Below are 14,591 nucleotides of genomic sequence, written 5' to 3'. Positions count from 1 at the left end.
TCTTATACAAGCTGAGCTGATTTTCATTCCCTTCTTGATTTCTTAAACCATGGCCCGCGTCAAAAGAGGCAACGTTGCCCGCAAACGCCGCAACAAAATCCTACGACTAGCCCGCGGCTTTCAAGGCAGCAATGGAAGCCTCTTCCGCACAGCCAATCAGCGGGTCATGAAGGCTCTTTGCAATGCCTATCGCGATCGGCGGCGGCGCAAACGTGATTTCCGTCGTCTCTGGATTGCTCGCATTAATGCAGCCGCTCGGATCAACGGAGTCAGCTACAGCCGCCTGATTGGTGGCCTAAAAAAAGCCGACGTACGCATCAATCGGAAAATGTTGGCCCAACTGGCCGTGATGGATCCAAAAAGTTTCACTAGCGTGGTTACCTCAGCCAAGAGCTGATTCACTTTCTGACTTATCAACACACATAGTCAACAGAAACTCCAATCTGAAGATCTTTCTTGATGCCTAGACAAAAAACTTTCATCTCTGTTCGATGACCAGAGCATCTTGAACTCTTGATAGGGCTTGTTTTTCTCTACCGTCTATTGCTTTTGAGGAGCATCCAATCCAACAAACCTAAAAAAATCATCAAGACATCAAAATAAGTTTCGGCTCTTGATAGCTGAGCCAGCCCTAAGCCTTACTCCAAGGGTTGCCTTTGCGCTGACGACTCCAAGCCACTGAGGCCAGAACGCCTGTACTAAAGAGAATGCGGTCTTCGCTGATCGGCTTTCTCCGCCTTGCTTTCGCAGCCGATGAACCGAAACATTGACTGATTTCAACAACGGAGAGCTTCAACCAACAAGCTCAGGCAAAATCTGAATGGCCTAACCGCACTTCAGACATGCAGCCACTAAGCCTTTCATCACGCTGCTCAGCAGTTCTGTTCAGCAGCACTTGATCCCAAAAAAGCAGAGAACAACCATGAATGCCGGTCATGGGTACTGCAACAAGAACGTGAAGTCAGCTGATGTTCTGAAGCCAAGGGATTTGCATCGATGGGTCCAAGACAAACAAGCAGGACTAAGACCCTCCGCTACGTCTCTCTCATGCTCTAGAACAATGAATCTGACGTGCTGATTCACGCAGAACGTCCTATACCTGATCTGCTAGCCCACCAAAGACTCGTTCTCGTCTGAGAAGATATCAAACCATCAAATGGTGGAAGCTACTTTGAAAAGATGGTTGGAAGCCTCTAACCCCTCAGTGCTGATCTCTAACGAAGCGCAAATTTCCCGCAAGTGCCTGAACTCAATATCGATGAACCTCCAGAGCAAACTCTTTGTGCCATTGGAAAAATGGTTTTTCAACGAGAAAAGCAGATGTTAAAAGTTCAAAGTCAATGCGACTACTGCCTCGATTTGACTGCAAATGCCAACTCAGCACTAAGAACTGCCCCTAAACCATGAGCGCCTTCCTGCCAGAAACGCAAACCTACCTAATTGGCCTAATCGGTTTGCTCGCAATCGTGGCTGTCATCGTGGGCAGTCAAGTGTTCAATACGCAACGCAACGAACGGGCACTGATCCGACTTGAAAAAAGTGGAGCGGGCTCTTCAAAAGAGGCCTCCAAACTCTATGAACTGGCATCTGTACAGCTGCGTAAACGGCTCTATCCCCAGGCCATAGCATCCCTTCGCAAGGCCTTGAAGCAACTGACTGGTGAACCAGATGAAGCCAAAGCTCTGATCGAAAATGCCCTTGGGTTTGCACTCGCGGCTCAAACAGATTATTCATCAGCAGTTAGTCACTACCAGTCAGCCCTAAAAGCCAAGGCTGACTACCCCGTTGCACTAAACAACCTTGCCTTTGCCAAAGAGCGCCTTGAGCAAGATGCTGAGGCCTACGAGCTGTATCAAAAGGTGCTGAGCCTGGATCCCAAGAACAAGACAGCACGCAAAAACCTAAAACGACTGGGAAAAACACAACCAACAAACTCACCAGAGCCCGCGGATGGGCAAGGGTTCTGATAAAGGTTCTGATGCCTGTACTGAACAGGAACTGTTCAAGTCGAGCATGCCGCCCGGATTGGTAAAACGAGGTGCCTGCCAACCCACCATTATGAACTCCTGAAGGCCAAGAAAAAAACCACCTGGCTCCACTCCAGGAATCAACTGATCTGAAAGGGGGAGCAACTCCAGCTGATCTGACTTGGCATTCAAGTTGCCCTGCACAGGAGTTGTAACGCTGCCAAGACGCATCTCTCCGCGCAGATCAATGATCTGACCAATCGGTGTGAGCTTGGCCAGATTCAAGTTCACATCAACATTGGAGCCATCTCCAAAAGACTTGTAAGTGCCACACCACTGGCGAGGCATTGTCTCAGCAAGATCAGCGGCGCGCGCTACCGGATCAAATCTTTGAACAGAACCCTCCACGACCAGCGGCACAGCCAATTGAGAGGAATCCAAGGGCATAGTGAGCTCGAAGGGAACCTCACTGTCAATCGAGAGATCCATAGCGAGCAGGATGGGCATGGAAAAACATGATGATGGGCACAAGCTAAAGCCAATCGGCTCCGCCGGGACACTCCGCGATGACGTTCCAACAACCTCAACAGCGCCAATGGTTCTGACGCCCTCCTCACCTGACCTGCTCACAATCGGCAAACGCAACTTCCACAGCCGACTGTTTGCAGGCACAGGGAAGTACCCAAGCCTAAAGGTGATGCAACAGAGTCTGCGCTCTTCAGGATGCGAAATGGTGACAGTGGCAGTCCGCCGTGTACAGGCAATGGCATCAGGCCACGCCGGCCTGATGAAAGCCATCGACTGGTCAAAAATATGGATGCTGCCCAATACCGCTGGCTGTGCAACTGCAGAGGAAGCCATTCGTGTAGCCCGACTCGGCCGCGAACTCGCCAAACTGGCAGGCCAGGAGGACAACAACTTCGTCAAGCTCGAAGTCATCCCCGACAGCCGCCACCTCCTACCTGACCCTTTCGGCACCCTTGAGGCCGCTGAACAATTGGTGAAAGAAGGCTTCGAGGTCTTGCCATACATCAATGCCGATCCCCTCTTGGCTAAGCGCCTTGAAGAGGTGGGCTGTGCGACGGTCATGCCACTGGGCTCACCGATTGGATCAGGTCAAGGCCTGAGGAATGCCGCGAACATCTCCCTAATCATTGAAAACTCCCGAGTGCCAGTCGTTGTGGATGCTGGCATCGGTGTCCCCAGTGAAGCTGCACAGGCCCTGGAAATGGGTGCCGACGCAGTGCTGATTAACAGCGCAATTGCCTTAGCCGGAGATCCAATCACCATGGCCGAAGCAATGCGTTGGGCGATTCAGGCAGGCAGGCAGGCTTACAGATCAGGTCGCCTACCAGAACGCGCCGCAGCCTCGCCAAGCTCACCGACAACAGGGATTATTGCGGAACCCAAGACTAAACAATTATGAAGGAACGTAACGGAACAGCTCCTGCAAGCAATCCTGTCCATAAGGTCCGCCGAGTTGTAAGTGAGACATGCAAGTCACCGAAGAAGAGGGTGGTCGACTCAACGCCTTTGCAAGAGAACCCCGCATGGAAGTGGTAGAGGAAAAAGGCAGCAGCAACGCCAACACTCGCCTGCTGCTCATCGGTGGAGCCCTGCTTGTGACATGCCTAATCATCGTCAGGATTGCCATCAGCTGAAAAACCCTGTAGTAGCTTGCCCTGACTGAGCGAATTGCTCGTTCCTGCAGGAGTTTGAGTTGAAAGTTTTCGTTCTCGGCGGCGACGGCTTCTGCGGCTGGCCCTGTGCAGTGAACCTCGCGGATGGGGGTCACGACGTGTTGATCGTCGACAATCTCAGCCGCCGCAAGATCGATATCGACCTTGAAGTCGAGTCACTGACACCAATCACCAGCATTGGTGACCGCCTCAGGGCCTGGCAGGAAATCGGAGGCAAGCCAATTCGTTTTGAGCACCTAGACATCGCCCATCAGTACGACCGATTGGTGACAATGCTCAAAACTGAACGACCCGATGCGGTGGTTCACTTTGCCGAGCAGCGTGCTGCTCCCTACTCGATGAAGAGCAGCTCCACCAAGCGCTATACCGTCGATAACAACGTCAACGGCACTCACAATCTGCTCGCCGCCATCGTTGAAAGCGGCCTCGACATCCACATCGTGCACCTGGGAACGATGGGGGTGTACGGCTATGGCTCGCACCGCGGAGCCACCATTCCCGAGGGATACCTCAAAGTGGAAGTGCCCCAGCCCGATGGCAGCCGTTTCGAAGAAGAAATTCTTCACCCAGCCAGCCCTGGAAGCGTCTATCACATGACCAAGACGCTCGATCAACTGCTTTTCCTCTACTACAACAAAAATGACCAAATCAGGATCACCGACCTGCACCAAGGCATCGTTTGGGGTACCAACACTGAAGCAACTGCTAGGGATCCACGCCTAACCAACCGCTTTGATTACGACGGTGACTACGGCACAGTTCTCAACCGCTTCCTGATGCAGGCAGCAATCGGTTATCCGCTCACTGTCCATGGAACAGGAGGTCAAACCCGTGCGTTCATCCACATCTGCGATTCTGTGAAGTGCGTGCAACTGGCTCTTGAAAACCCACCGGCCAAAGGCGAACGGGTCAAGATTTTCAACCAAATGACCGAGAGCCACCAAGTAGGTGAACTTGCCAAGAAGGTAGCTGCCCTAACCGGCGCCGAACTAAACCATCTTCCAAACCCACGCAACGAAGCCGTGGAGAATGATCTGATCGTGGATAACCGCTGCTTCATCGAACTTGGACTCAAACCAACCACCCTCGACGATGGCCTACTTGCTGAAGTAGTCGATGTGGCAAAACGCTGGGCAGACCGCTGCGACCGCAGTCGTATCCCATGTGTATCGGCCTGGACTTCGACCCAGGCTGAGGCCATCAAGCACCCCTCCTAAACAGCCTGCCCACCCCACCCGGTGAACCAGTGAAGATCGCCTTTTTCACAGAGACCTTCCTCCCAAAAGTGGATGGAATCGTGACACGACTCACCAAAACGGTGGAGCACCTGGTTAAAGCCGGTGATGAGGTGATGGTGTTCTGCCCGGAAGGCTGTCCTAGCGAATACATGGGAGCCGAATTGATAGGCGTGCCAGCCATGCCACTGCCGCTCTATCCGGAACTGAAGCTTGCCCTGCCCAGACCAGCCGTTGCCGAAGCCCTAGAAACCTTCGAGCCTGATCTCGTACACGTTGTCAATCCAGCTGTACTAGGCCTTGGGGGAATTTGGCTAGCCAAAACCAGCGGAATCCCTCTCATAGCTAGCTACCACACCCACCTCCCGAAATACCTAGAGCATTACGGCATGGGCATGCTGGAGCCCTTGCTCTGGGAACTTCTCAAGGCAGCCCACAATCAAGCAGTACTCAATCTCTGCACCTCAACAGCAATGGTGGCTGAATTGAGCGAGAAAGGGATCCAAAACACCGCCCTGTGGCAACGCGGCGTGGATACCGAACTCTTTCGACCGGAACTGCGCAACGAAACCATGCGCTTACGCCTTTTGAACACAAACGACGATCAAGGTGCCCTGCTGCTCTACGTAGGGCGACTCTCCGCCGAAAAGCAAATCGAACGCATCAAACCTGTTCTCGATCGCATACCCGAGGCACGATTGGCCCTAGTAGGCGATGGACCTCACCGCCAGCAACTGGAAAAAGCATTTGAAGGCACTGCTACAACATTTGTGGGCTATCTCGAAGGGGAGGAACTAGCCAGTGCATATGCAAGCGGGGATGCCTTTCTATTCCCCTCCAGTACCGAAACCCTTGGGCTGGTTTTACTGGAAGCAATGGCAGCAGGTTGTCCTGTAGTGGGAGCCAATCGTGGCGGAATTCCAGACATCATTACCGACGGCGTCAACGGCTGTCTCTACGAGCCGGATGGAGTGGATGGAGGGTCCACCAGCCTGATCAATGCAACCCGACAACTGCTCGGCAACGATCTAGAGCGTCAAGGTCTACGCAAAGCAGCCCGTCAAGAAGCCGAACGCTGGGGATGGGCCAGTGCCACGCAACAACTGCGGAACTACTACAGAACAATCCTCGGCCAACCCCTCAACCTGGCTGCCTGAGACCAAACATCAGTGTGCTCTGACGATTCAGTGCGTTCAACTGGAGCGTGTGCGATTCCAAGCCTGAAGCACCTGCCGTGCCATTGGCAACGCATGAACCGAACCTCCACCAGGAGTGTTCTGGGCAAAAGCAACAACGACGATTTCTGCTGACTGATATGGCGCAAAACATGCAAACCATGCGTGATCAGAGCCACCGGTACTGTCCTCGGCAGTGCCCGTCTTGCCAGCCACTTGTGGAAAGTTTGGCAAATTGATACCTGAACCAGTTCCATCCTGCACAACCTTGCGCAAACCACGCCGAATCGTCGCCAATGTGGATGGCTTGATATCGACCTTGATGCGTCGCAGTGATGAAGTCCAGTCGATCGCACCATCTGCCAGATGAGGGGTGACCAAAAAACCCCCATTGGCGAATACGGCATAAGCGCGAGCAAGTTGCAAAGGAGTGATCTGAACTACAGATTGACCAATCGAGGCGCTGGCCATGTCCTCGGGAATCCAAGGAGTCGTTCCAGGTTCAGCCCAACCCCGACCTTTAGCCGCCCAGGCCTGATGGCCCACCAAACCCTTGCTCTCCTCATAACCAATCTCAATACCAGTGCGGGCATCGAAACCAAGCTTGATGGCGGCCTCATAAAGCGCCTTAGAACCCACACCCACTCCCACCTGATAAAAGAAGGTATTGCTTGAAAAGCGCAGCGCATCCTCATAACCAATCGTGCCAAATCCGGCACCGTTGTGGTCAGGGAAGCAATGCCCCCCATAAGTGATGCAAGCCGCCGTCTTCAAACGCACATCAGGCAGAAACTTGCCGCTCTCCATGCCCGCCATACTTGTAACAGGTTTCCAAGTACTCCCAGGGTCATAGGCATTCATGGCCCGACTGAGCAATGGCTTGCTCGACGAAGCAAAAAGCTTGTCGTACTCCTTCTGCGTCGTGAAGAGTTTTGAGAAAAAGTTGGGGTCAAAAGCAGGGCGACTAGCCATGGCGCGAATAGCACCGTTACGAGGATCGAGTGCTACAACTGCACCGCCAGGCTTATCTTCAAGAGCCTTTTCAGCAGCCAACTGCAAATCAAGATCAAGTGTGAGGAGGAGATCTTTACCCGCCTGTGAAGGCTTGTCACCAAGACTGCGCTGCACCTCTCCCATAGCGTTGACCTCAAGCATCTGTCCACCCCACTTCCCTCGTAAATGAGGCTCATAGGCCGCCTCCACTCCAATTCGGCCAATGCGATCTCTAATCTCATAACCCTGATCAGCGAGAGTCTTAAACTCCTTTTCAGTAATTGGCTGGGTATAACCCAAGACATGGGCGGCCAAAGTGCCGTGCGGGTAGTGACGTAATACATCCACATCGACCTGAGCCGCTTCAAAACGGCGAGCCTGCTCTCGAAAACGCAGCACCTGCTCAGGTTTCAAATCAGTTGCCAAAGTGATGCGATAGCCATCCGTGCCAACCCCCTGTCGCCTGCGTTGATCGAAATCCTGCTTAGGAAGATTGAGCAACTGAGAAAGACTGTCACGCAGCCCAGGCCAATCAACATCACTAACCAATCGAGGCTGCAAATAAAGGTTGTAGCTGAGCTTGCTTGAGGCAAGTACACGGCCTTGACGATCGAGCAGCCGACCACGAATCGGTGAGCGGGGTACCAAGCGAATCCGATTTTCATCTGCCAACTCTCGGTATCGAGCCCCTTCCAACAGCTGTAACCAGGTCAACCGCGCCACCATGGCGCCACAAAACAAAAGCACCAGAGCAAGCAAGACCTTGGGCTGCTGGCCTAAACCACTGTGCCGCTGACTGGCACGTCCCAAAGGCCGCGATCCACTCATCAACGTCAGCTTTGTTCCACGACTGATGTTGGCGATTTTTCGCCAACATCTTTCTGCAGGTGAAGCTGAAGAGCATCAAGCCGTCCCTCAATCCTGGCGAGCACCTCCAGCAAAATCTGCTGATCCTGAGGGTCTGGGGAATTAACAACGACATCATCAACAGCCACATTCACTGCCATCACAGGATTCCCCAGACCTGGGCTGACCTGATCTAATCGATCACGTACGGATCGAGCAGCAGCTTCTCCTTCAACACGAAGCTCCTGGAGAGGATCACTTGAGCCCGTAAAAGCTTCCACCATTTTTCTCGCCCCACCACGACGGACCCGATCAACCATCGCCAAACCCACAGGAAGAGCATCCTGCATCAGGGAAAGGCGAAGGCTGTCGAACGAATCGTCGGCCATGCAAGCCTCAAAGGTCTACCTAACAACAGTTTGCTCGGAAGGGATCAAAAGTGTTGGGCAAGACGTTTGAGACATTCCCATCGACCAGCCCCCAAAACCTGCCAAAACCAATATCGCCACCATTGGTCCCACAGCATGATGCGTTGTCTCCAAACTGAACCATTCCCTCCAAGACCGCCAAAAACGCTCACGAGCAAAGCGCTTACGCTCACGAGACTCTTGTTTGAAACGCCTGCGAAACGACTTCTCGACCCAGCGCTCAAAAGACTGCTTCTTTGTGACCGCCATCTTGCGCTCGACCTCAAGCAACTGCCCAGCTGTAAGTTCAGGGTGAAAAGTGCCGATCAGCTCCAAACTTTTGAGGAACATCTCAACAGCAGCATCCTTGATATCCCTTTGGCTCTCATCCAACAAGGCCCAATCAAGCTCAGGGTAAAAGCGACCACGATTGAGGCTGATCTGGTCTTCACCCAACTGACCGGGCTCCCTTAACCAACGATCGGTGTTGCTGTCAAACCGTCTCCAGTACAGGAAAGGGTTGATATAAACGGTCTTACCCGCAAACTGAATGCTGTCCTGTTGCAAACGGCGGTCTAGCTGTATGTCCTGCTGTTGGGCGACGGTCAAAAGTCTCTAGGCCAGTGGCCCAGGCTATCGAGTCATTCTGAGCTTCACCAGTCCCTCATCACCTCAACAGAATCGACTTTCACTTCAAGGGTGTGAATCAAAAATATTGAGTAATGCAGAGGATTCTCTAAGATGATTTGAGCTCATGAAGCCAAGTCAGAGCAGAGAGCGTTGATGAACAAGGTTCGACGCGATAAAGATCGTCGAGAGGTCGTCTTCTCCATCAACACATCGTCAATGGTTACCAAATAAGCGAAAGTCAAAGCCAAAGTTGATCATTGGCCGCTTGAAGTAAACTGATTGGAACGACAATTGACAAGAAAAGTGTGGGCTTACGCAAAATCAAGCCTCATAATATTCTCAATCCAAATAAAATCGCAGGGCTCTTAAAACTGACACCAAAATATATAATTTTGCGTCGCTACCAATAAAACGTGAAGCCACAATTTAGAGTAAAGAAAAGAAGTTTAATGCCTGAGCTATTCCCACTCAATCGTTCCAGGAGGCTTGCTGGTGATATCAAGCACAACCCTATTTACACCTCTAACTTCATTGACAATTCGATTGGAGATGCGCTCCAAAAGTTCATCTGGCATGCGTGACCAATCCGCTGTCATGCCATCCTCACTGGAGACACATCGCAAAACAATCGGCCAAGCGTAAGTGCGCTGATCCCCCATCACCCCGACAGAGCGAACGGGCAGTAACACAGCAAATGCCTGCCATATGTCGTGATAGAGACCTGCATCACGAATTTCTTCGCGAACAATCAAATCGGCATCACGCAAACAATTCAACTTCTCGTCGGTCACTTCACCAAGGATACGAATCGCCAGACCTGGACCAGGGAAAGGATGACGGCGAACAATCTCCTCAGGCAGCCCCAAAGCACGGCCTACCTTGCGCACTTCATCCTTAAACAATCGTCTAAGCGGCTCCACTAATTTGAACTGCAGATCTTTAGGAAGACCGCCCACATTGTGGTGACTCTTGATCTTCACCGCCACCCGTTCACCGGTCTTTCGATCAACGTTAGTTCCAGCACTCTCAATCACATCTGGATACAGAGTACCCTGGGCAAGGTAATCGAATGGACCAAGTCGAGCACTCTCTTCTTCAAACACTCGAATGAATTCGGTACCAATAATTTTACGTTTCTCTTCCGGATCAACAATGCCATTCAACTTAGAAATAAACCGTTGTCTTGCATTGATATATTCAACATTAATATTAAACTTACGATCAAAGAAGTCCATCAAAAACTCAGGCTCACCTTTACGCATAAAACCCTGATCAATAAACATGCACGTGAGCTGATCTCCAATGGCCTTTTTTAATAGAAAAGCCAAGGTTGAGGAATCAACTCCTCCGGACAAAGCAAGCAAGACCCTTTTCTGACCCACCTGAGCCTGCACCTGAGCAATCGCTTCTTCAATAAATGCAGTGGTCGTCCAATTCGGCTCACAACCACAAATGTGGTAAACGAAATTTCTAATCAGCGCAATTCCATGGCTTGAATGCACCACCTCAGGGTGAAACTGAACGCCATAAAACTGACGATTGTGATCGGCAACCGCCGCATCAGGAGTATTGGCTGTATGAGCAAGCCGCACAAACCCCTCAGGCAAATCCCGCACCACATCCCCATGGCTCATCCACATCGTGGAGCCACTTTCAACATTGGTGAGAAGGTCCCTAGGGTCCTCGACCTGCAAGGGAGCCTTACCGTATTCAGCCTTTCCAATAGCAGGCTCCACCCGACCACCCAGCTGCTGCACCATGAGCTGCATGCCGTAACAGACACCAAGCACAGGAATACCCAAATCCCAAATGTTCGGATCACAAAGCGGCGCTCTCTCGGTATACACAGAGCTAGGTCCGCCACTCAAAATGATGCCCTTCGGGGCAAGCTGGCGAAGCTCATCCGCTGAGGTGCTATAGCTCATCACCAATGAGTAGACCTCTGTTTCTCGCACCCGACGGGCAATCAGCTCTGAATACTGAGAGCCAAAATCGAGAATGACGATTGCCGGCTGGCGCTGACCTTCAGACTGGGAATTGGACATATCAGCGAAAAAGCTCCTCTGGAGTCAACCAACAGAACGTTCAGGGTAGAGAAAGGCTTATCGGTGAATCCTCAGGGGTCACTCCCAAGACAGCCAACTGTTGAGACCCTTGTGGACCAGCCCAGCGCAACCGTCGCTGACGATCGAAAAGAGCTGCCCCAATAGCTATCGACCATGATCCATAACGGGCAAGGTAGGCAGCACTGCGATGCTCCACTGTTGCCGCCAGCCGATACCAAAGCTTGCGTACCAGCTCTGGATCTTGATCTTCCAGCATCTTCAATGCTGCCTCCATGGAATCAGCCTGGCCAAGTTGCCTGATCAGATCCAACGGCAATCCTTCACGCACAGCCATGGCCGCAAGCACCTCCAGACGACCATCTGCCAGATGGTGATGAGTATGAAAAATCCCCCCTGCCAACTTCACCAACTTGCCGTGATATCCCAACAACAACAATTGCTCCACCCCAGCCTCTGCCGCGGCCACGATGACAGGCCCCAACCAATTGCCAATCTTGAGGAGCGGCTGAGCAGCCAACCCCAACTGTCGAGCTAGATCAAGACCATTCTCACCAATCACCAAAGTCATTGCTCCACAAAAATCTGAAGCGGCACATTGCCGACGTAGTTGCTCAATGGTCTGCTGCAACTGATCAGGAGAGGCGCTGACCTGCACATCCGCCTGGGTACCAATCAAGGCCAAACCATCCACAACCCCAAAAGCTGCATTGCTGGTACGTGCTGCCAAATCTCTACCCCTAGGCAACACAACTTCCAACTGCAGCCCTCGACCCGAAGGCACCAGGGGGTACAAATTACGACTCAAAAGCTCGCGTGCAAATCGAGACACACACGCCTCTCCACCGGACCCCAGCGTGCCAACACCCTTGCCTGCCACGAGATTCAGCCAGGCCTCTGAATGAACATTCAACTCATCATCAACACCAACAACCAACTCCTGCCACTGAACAAACACCCAAATCTCCAAACCTCTTGTGAGATCAAGACCTGGACCTGGATCGCAATGGCTGATTGCCAAAGCCTGTTCACCTCCAGCCAAAACCGCTGCAGAGGTGACTGACACAGCAAAAGGTTCGTCGCGATCAGGCAATTCAAGCAACTGAGAAGCACTGAAAGGCCTTCCAAGCAAAGCTTCGGTAGCAGCTCGGGCCGCAGCCGCGACCCAAACCGGGAGCGTCAACCCCCTTGAATCAGCATCGGCGTGATCGATCAAAGACCCTTGCTTAGGTATTTTCTAGGTTGGTTCATTACTAAGCCTTAGGCCGTGCAGGACAAACTCACCCTGATGATCCCGGGTCCTACACCGGTTCCCGAAACAGTACTCAAAGCCATGGGTCGCCACCCCATCGGCCATCGCAGTGGAGAGTTTCAAGCCGTCGTTAGACATACCACCGAGCAGCTGCGCTGGCTGCATCAGACCAAATCAGATGTTCTAGTCATCACTGGCAGCGGCACCGCTGCGATGGAAGCAGGAATCATCAATACCCTCAGCTACGGCGACAAGGTCCTCTGCGGCGACAACGGCAAGTTTGGACAGCGCTGGGTCAAGTTGGCCAAGGCCTACGGCCTAGACGTAGAAGTTATAAAAGCAGACTGGGGACAACCGTTAGACCCAAAAGCCTTCCAAAGAGCACTGGAAGCAGACAATGGCAAAACAATCAAAGCCGTAATTCTCACCCACTCGGAAACCTCAACCGGGGTAATTAACGACCTGGAAACCATCAGCAAATATGTCCGCACTCACGGCAAAGCACTAACCATCGCTGATTGCGTGACAAGCCTTGGAGCCTGCAATGTCCCGATGGATTCTTGGGGTCTAGATGTGGTTGCCTCCGGTTCCCAAAAGGGATACATGATGCCTCCAGGTCTCAGCTTCGTGGCCATGAGTGAACGAGCCTGGCAAGCGCATCAACAATCGGATCTACCGAAGTTTTATCTCGATCTGGGGCCTTACCGAAAAACTGCCGCTCAAGACAGCAATCCATTCACCCCTGCTGTGAATCTCTACTTCGCACTGGAATCTGCGCTGGGAATGATGCAGTCAGAAGGACTAGAAGCCATCTTTGACCGTCATGCCCGCCATCGCGCAGCCGCTCAGGCCGGCATGAAGGCCATCTACCTGCCCCTGTTTGCAGCTGAAGGACACGGCAGCCCAGCAATCACCGCAGTCGCACCTGAGGGAGTTGATGCAGAGCAACTGCGCAAAACTGTCAAAGAGAAATTCGACATCCTGCTAGCAGGTGGACAGGATCATCTCAAAGGAAAGGTCTTCCGTATCGGCCATCTTGGATTCGTATGTGATCGAGATATCCTCACTGCCATAGCTGCCATCGAATCCACCTTGCAATCTCTTGGCTTGCATAAAGGGAACATGGGAGATGGCCTGGCTGCGGCAGCAGCAATTCTGAGATAACAGTGCTCGCCAGAAAAAACGAACTGAAGCTGATCTAGACTGATAAAATGCGGGTGTAATTCAGTGGTAGAATGTCAGCTTCCCAAGCTGAACGTCGCCGGTTCGAATCCGGTCACCCGCTTGCTTATCAAAGGATTAATCATAGTTGATAGATTACTCATTCATATTTAACAAACCAAAAAGCCTACCTAATTGAAAATAGGATTCAAAACATTATCCAATACCAATTCAGGATCTAGGCTTGATTAATTGAAGAACTTGTGGGCCAACCACTCCAGCACGACGCTCCTGATCTAATGCCTTAAGAATCAAACTCCCAGCAGCCTGAAAATCTCCCGCTTCAGCCTGAGCAGAAGCTCGGTCAAAAAAACCACTCGCGGCCTTCAAGTAAACCTCGCGTTGAATAGAAGCGGAATTCGTGCCCGCTGTTGTTCTCAAAAAAGTAGACGTCAAGACTGCTCAGCTGAACCCCTTGATTGCAAGTCTAACGCGAATTGTCTAGTACAAGCAATATCGAACATCAAAACAGCAAATGTTGTTGCCTTAATCAGCCAATTGATATGTATAGGAAATATAAGGGGGCTAAATCAGGTTCCTGGCTCCTCAATGTTGCCTCCCATAGTTTCGATCTGAGCTCTTAAGTCTGACGCACGAGTCTGGTCACCACGTGTTTCAGCAACAGCCAATGCAAATTCAAGCTTCTCGAGCTGATGACCACCCTCATGGAAGGCCTGAAGTCTGATAGAAGGTCTCGCTAACGGTGAAAATACTGAGCTGGTAACACCAGCTTTGCCAGAGGCAGAAATGGTTAAAGCCATGGATGCCTTTCTTTTTATTGTGCCCCGACGCCACCCTCATGCCGCAAGAGTGTCTGGTTCCCCTGACCAAGGCTGAGGATCTTCTCGGGCTTGATCCTCAGCTTGATCAGAACTATCAAGAAGTTCCTGGCACTCTTTTAAGAGCTGCTCAACCCCATCGAGCATCTCCATTTCCTCTGCGGGAATCCTCTGAGATTCGCTCTGCTGTCTCAACTGAAACTCCAAAGCCTCCTGACGCTGCTCCAACTTAACGAGCCTCTGCGATAAAGCAGTGATGGTCTGAACCAGGTCTTCTGCAGTACGAGTAATTCGAAAAGAAACTGACGAGGACATAGCCACAA

17 protein-coding genes and 1 tRNA gene are annotated in these 14,591 nt (G+C 51.9%); 8 read left to right on the top strand and 10 right to left on the bottom strand.

The genetic code is table 11. The features are described from left to right. Positions 1-49 precede the first annotated feature (49 nt). Positions 50-397: a 50S ribosomal protein L20 gene (gene rplT / locus EV12_RS05730; protein WP_011129434.1), complete on the top strand. Its 348-nt coding sequence runs from the start codon at positions 50-52 to the stop codon at positions 395-397. Positions 398-631: 234 nt separating this feature from the next. Here rplT and EV12_RS14135 read toward each other — a convergent pair whose 3' ends face one another. Next, a complete protein-coding gene (locus EV12_RS14135) occupies positions 632-796 on the bottom strand; it encodes a hypothetical protein (RefSeq protein ID WP_193742164.1) in 165 nt (54 codons plus the stop codon). A gap of 607 nt (positions 797-1,403) precedes the next feature. Between EV12_RS14135 and EV12_RS05725 the strand changes: the two genes are divergently transcribed. Further along, positions 1,404-1,967 (top strand): tetratricopeptide repeat protein, encoded by a 564-nt coding sequence (locus tag EV12_RS05725; protein ID WP_036913165.1) that lies wholly within the window; start codon positions 1,404-1,406, stop codon positions 1,965-1,967. Here EV12_RS05725 and EV12_RS05720 read toward each other — a convergent pair. Next, a complete protein-coding gene (locus EV12_RS05720; protein ID WP_036913163.1) occupies positions 1,935-2,474 on the bottom strand; it encodes a hypothetical protein in 540 nt (179 codons plus the stop codon). The genes EV12_RS05725 and EV12_RS05720 overlap by 33 nt on opposite strands. Before the next feature lie 88 nt (positions 2,475-2,562). On the opposite strand from EV12_RS05720, the gene EV12_RS05715 reads away from it, so the two are divergent. The 4 genes from EV12_RS05715 (at position 2,563) to EV12_RS05700 (ending at position 6,059) form a co-directional block, all read left to right on the top strand. Next, positions 2,563-3,393, top strand: a complete 831-nt coding sequence (locus EV12_RS05715; RefSeq protein ID WP_036913320.1) for a thiazole synthase — start codon at positions 2,563-2,565, stop codon at positions 3,391-3,393. A 67-nt stretch (positions 3,394-3,460) separates the two neighbouring features. Further along, positions 3,461-3,628 carry a photosystem II assembly protein Psb34 gene (gene psb34, locus EV12_RS05710; RefSeq protein ID WP_036913161.1) on the top strand — a complete coding sequence of 56 codons (168 nt, stop codon included), beginning with the start codon at positions 3,461-3,463 and terminating at the stop codon, positions 3,626-3,628. A gap of 59 nt (positions 3,629-3,687) precedes the next feature. Further along, positions 3,688-4,884, top strand: coding sequence for an NAD-dependent epimerase/dehydratase family protein (locus EV12_RS05705; protein WP_036913158.1), 1,197 nt, complete (start codon positions 3,688-3,690; stop codon positions 4,882-4,884). A 29-nt stretch (positions 4,885-4,913) separates the two neighbouring features. Then, the gene (locus EV12_RS05700; RefSeq protein ID WP_036913154.1) at positions 4,914-6,059 is read left to right on the top strand and encodes a glycosyltransferase family 4 protein; all 1,146 of its coding nucleotides are present in this window, start codon (positions 4,914-4,916) and stop codon (positions 6,057-6,059) included. 36 nt (positions 6,060-6,095) lie between these two features. Here the strand turns inward: EV12_RS05700 and mrdA are convergent, their stop codons facing one another. The 5 genes from mrdA to cbiD all read right to left on the bottom strand — a co-directional run bounded on the left by mrdA (position 6,096) and on the right by cbiD (position 12,199). Next, a complete protein-coding gene (gene mrdA, locus EV12_RS05695; RefSeq protein WP_036913152.1) occupies positions 6,096-7,898 on the bottom strand; it encodes a penicillin-binding protein 2 in 1,803 nt (600 codons plus the stop codon). Positions 7,899-7,903: 5 nt separating this feature from the next. After that, positions 7,904-8,305, bottom strand: coding sequence for a hypothetical protein (locus EV12_RS05690; protein WP_036913149.1), 402 nt, complete (start codon positions 8,303-8,305; stop codon positions 7,904-7,906). Positions 8,306-8,320: 15 nt separating this feature from the next. Continuing rightward, positions 8,321-8,932, bottom strand: a complete 612-nt coding sequence (locus EV12_RS05685; protein WP_036913147.1) for a hypothetical protein — start codon at positions 8,930-8,932, stop codon at positions 8,321-8,323. A gap of 479 nt (positions 8,933-9,411) precedes the next feature. Beyond that, positions 9,412-10,998, bottom strand: coding sequence for a glutamine-hydrolyzing GMP synthase (guaA, locus tag EV12_RS05680; RefSeq protein WP_036913145.1), 1,587 nt, complete (start codon positions 10,996-10,998; stop codon positions 9,412-9,414). A 40-nt stretch (positions 10,999-11,038) separates the two neighbouring features. Then, the gene (gene cbiD / locus EV12_RS05675; protein ID WP_036913317.1) at positions 11,039-12,199 is read right to left on the bottom strand and encodes a cobalt-precorrin-5B (C(1))-methyltransferase CbiD; all 1,161 of its coding nucleotides are present in this window, start codon (positions 12,197-12,199) and stop codon (positions 11,039-11,041) included. Positions 12,200-12,283: 84 nt separating this feature from the next. Between cbiD and EV12_RS05670 the strand changes: the two genes are divergently transcribed. Next, the gene (locus EV12_RS05670) at positions 12,284-13,432 is read left to right on the top strand and encodes a pyridoxal-phosphate-dependent aminotransferase family protein (protein ID WP_036913142.1); all 1,149 of its coding nucleotides are present in this window, start codon (positions 12,284-12,286) and stop codon (positions 13,430-13,432) included. A 49-nt stretch (positions 13,433-13,481) separates the two neighbouring features. Continuing rightward, positions 13,482-13,553, top strand: a tRNA-Gly gene (locus EV12_RS05665). Positions 13,554-13,660: 107 nt separating this feature from the next. On the opposite strand, the gene EV12_RS05660 is transcribed toward EV12_RS05665, so the two are convergent. The 3 genes from EV12_RS05660 to EV12_RS05650 all read right to left on the bottom strand — a co-directional run bounded on the left by EV12_RS05660 (position 13,661) and on the right by EV12_RS05650 (position 14,583). After that, entirely contained in the window at positions 13,661-13,885 is a 225-nt protein-coding gene (locus EV12_RS05660) for a hypothetical protein (protein WP_011129421.1), read from the bottom strand. A 134-nt stretch (positions 13,886-14,019) separates the two neighbouring features. Continuing rightward, complete coding sequence (locus EV12_RS05655; RefSeq protein ID WP_036913136.1) at positions 14,020-14,250, bottom strand: hypothetical protein; 231 nt, start codon at positions 14,248-14,250, stop codon at positions 14,020-14,022. A 36-nt stretch (positions 14,251-14,286) separates the two neighbouring features. Beyond that, complete coding sequence (locus EV12_RS05650) at positions 14,287-14,583, bottom strand: chemotaxis protein (RefSeq protein ID WP_036913314.1); 297 nt, start codon at positions 14,581-14,583, stop codon at positions 14,287-14,289. Positions 14,584-14,591 lie beyond the last annotated feature (8 nt).

This window comes from Prochlorococcus sp. MIT 0701, from assembly GCF_000760295.1.
Lineage (GTDB): Bacteria > Cyanobacteriota > Cyanobacteriia > PCC-6307 > Cyanobiaceae > Prochlorococcus.
Note: the sequence above shows the minus strand (reverse complement) of the source record. Positions and strands in the feature narration are given on the sequence as shown.

Coding starts and splice junctions, on each gene's coding strand:
- EV12_RS05650 (WP_036913314.1), bottom strand. CDS start 14,583: ATGTCCTCGTCAGTTTCTTTTCGAATTACTCGTACTGCAGAAGACCTG.
- EV12_RS05715 (WP_036913320.1), top strand. CDS start 2,563: ATGGTTCTGACGCCCTCCTCACCTGACCTGCTCACAATCGGCAAACGC.
- EV12_RS05725 (WP_036913165.1), top strand. CDS start 1,404: ATGAGCGCCTTCCTGCCAGAAACGCAAACCTACCTAATTGGCCTAATC.
- EV12_RS05655 (WP_036913136.1), bottom strand. CDS start 14,250: ATGGCTTTAACCATTTCTGCCTCTGGCAAAGCTGGTGTTACCAGCTCA.
- mrdA (WP_036913152.1), bottom strand. CDS start 7,898: ATGAGTGGATCGCGGCCTTTGGGACGTGCCAGTCAGCGGCACAGTGGT.
- EV12_RS05720 (WP_036913163.1), bottom strand. CDS start 2,474: ATGCCCATCCTGCTCGCTATGGATCTCTCGATTGACAGTGAGGTTCCC.
- psb34 (WP_036913161.1), top strand. CDS start 3,461: ATGCAAGTCACCGAAGAAGAGGGTGGTCGACTCAACGCCTTTGCAAGA.
- rplT (WP_011129434.1), top strand. CDS start 50: ATGGCCCGCGTCAAAAGAGGCAACGTTGCCCGCAAACGCCGCAACAAA.
- guaA (WP_036913145.1), bottom strand. CDS start 10,998: ATGTCCAATTCCCAGTCTGAAGGTCAGCGCCAGCCGGCAATCGTCATT.
- EV12_RS05690 (WP_036913149.1), bottom strand. CDS start 8,305: ATGGCCGACGATTCGTTCGACAGCCTTCGCCTTTCCCTGATGCAGGAT.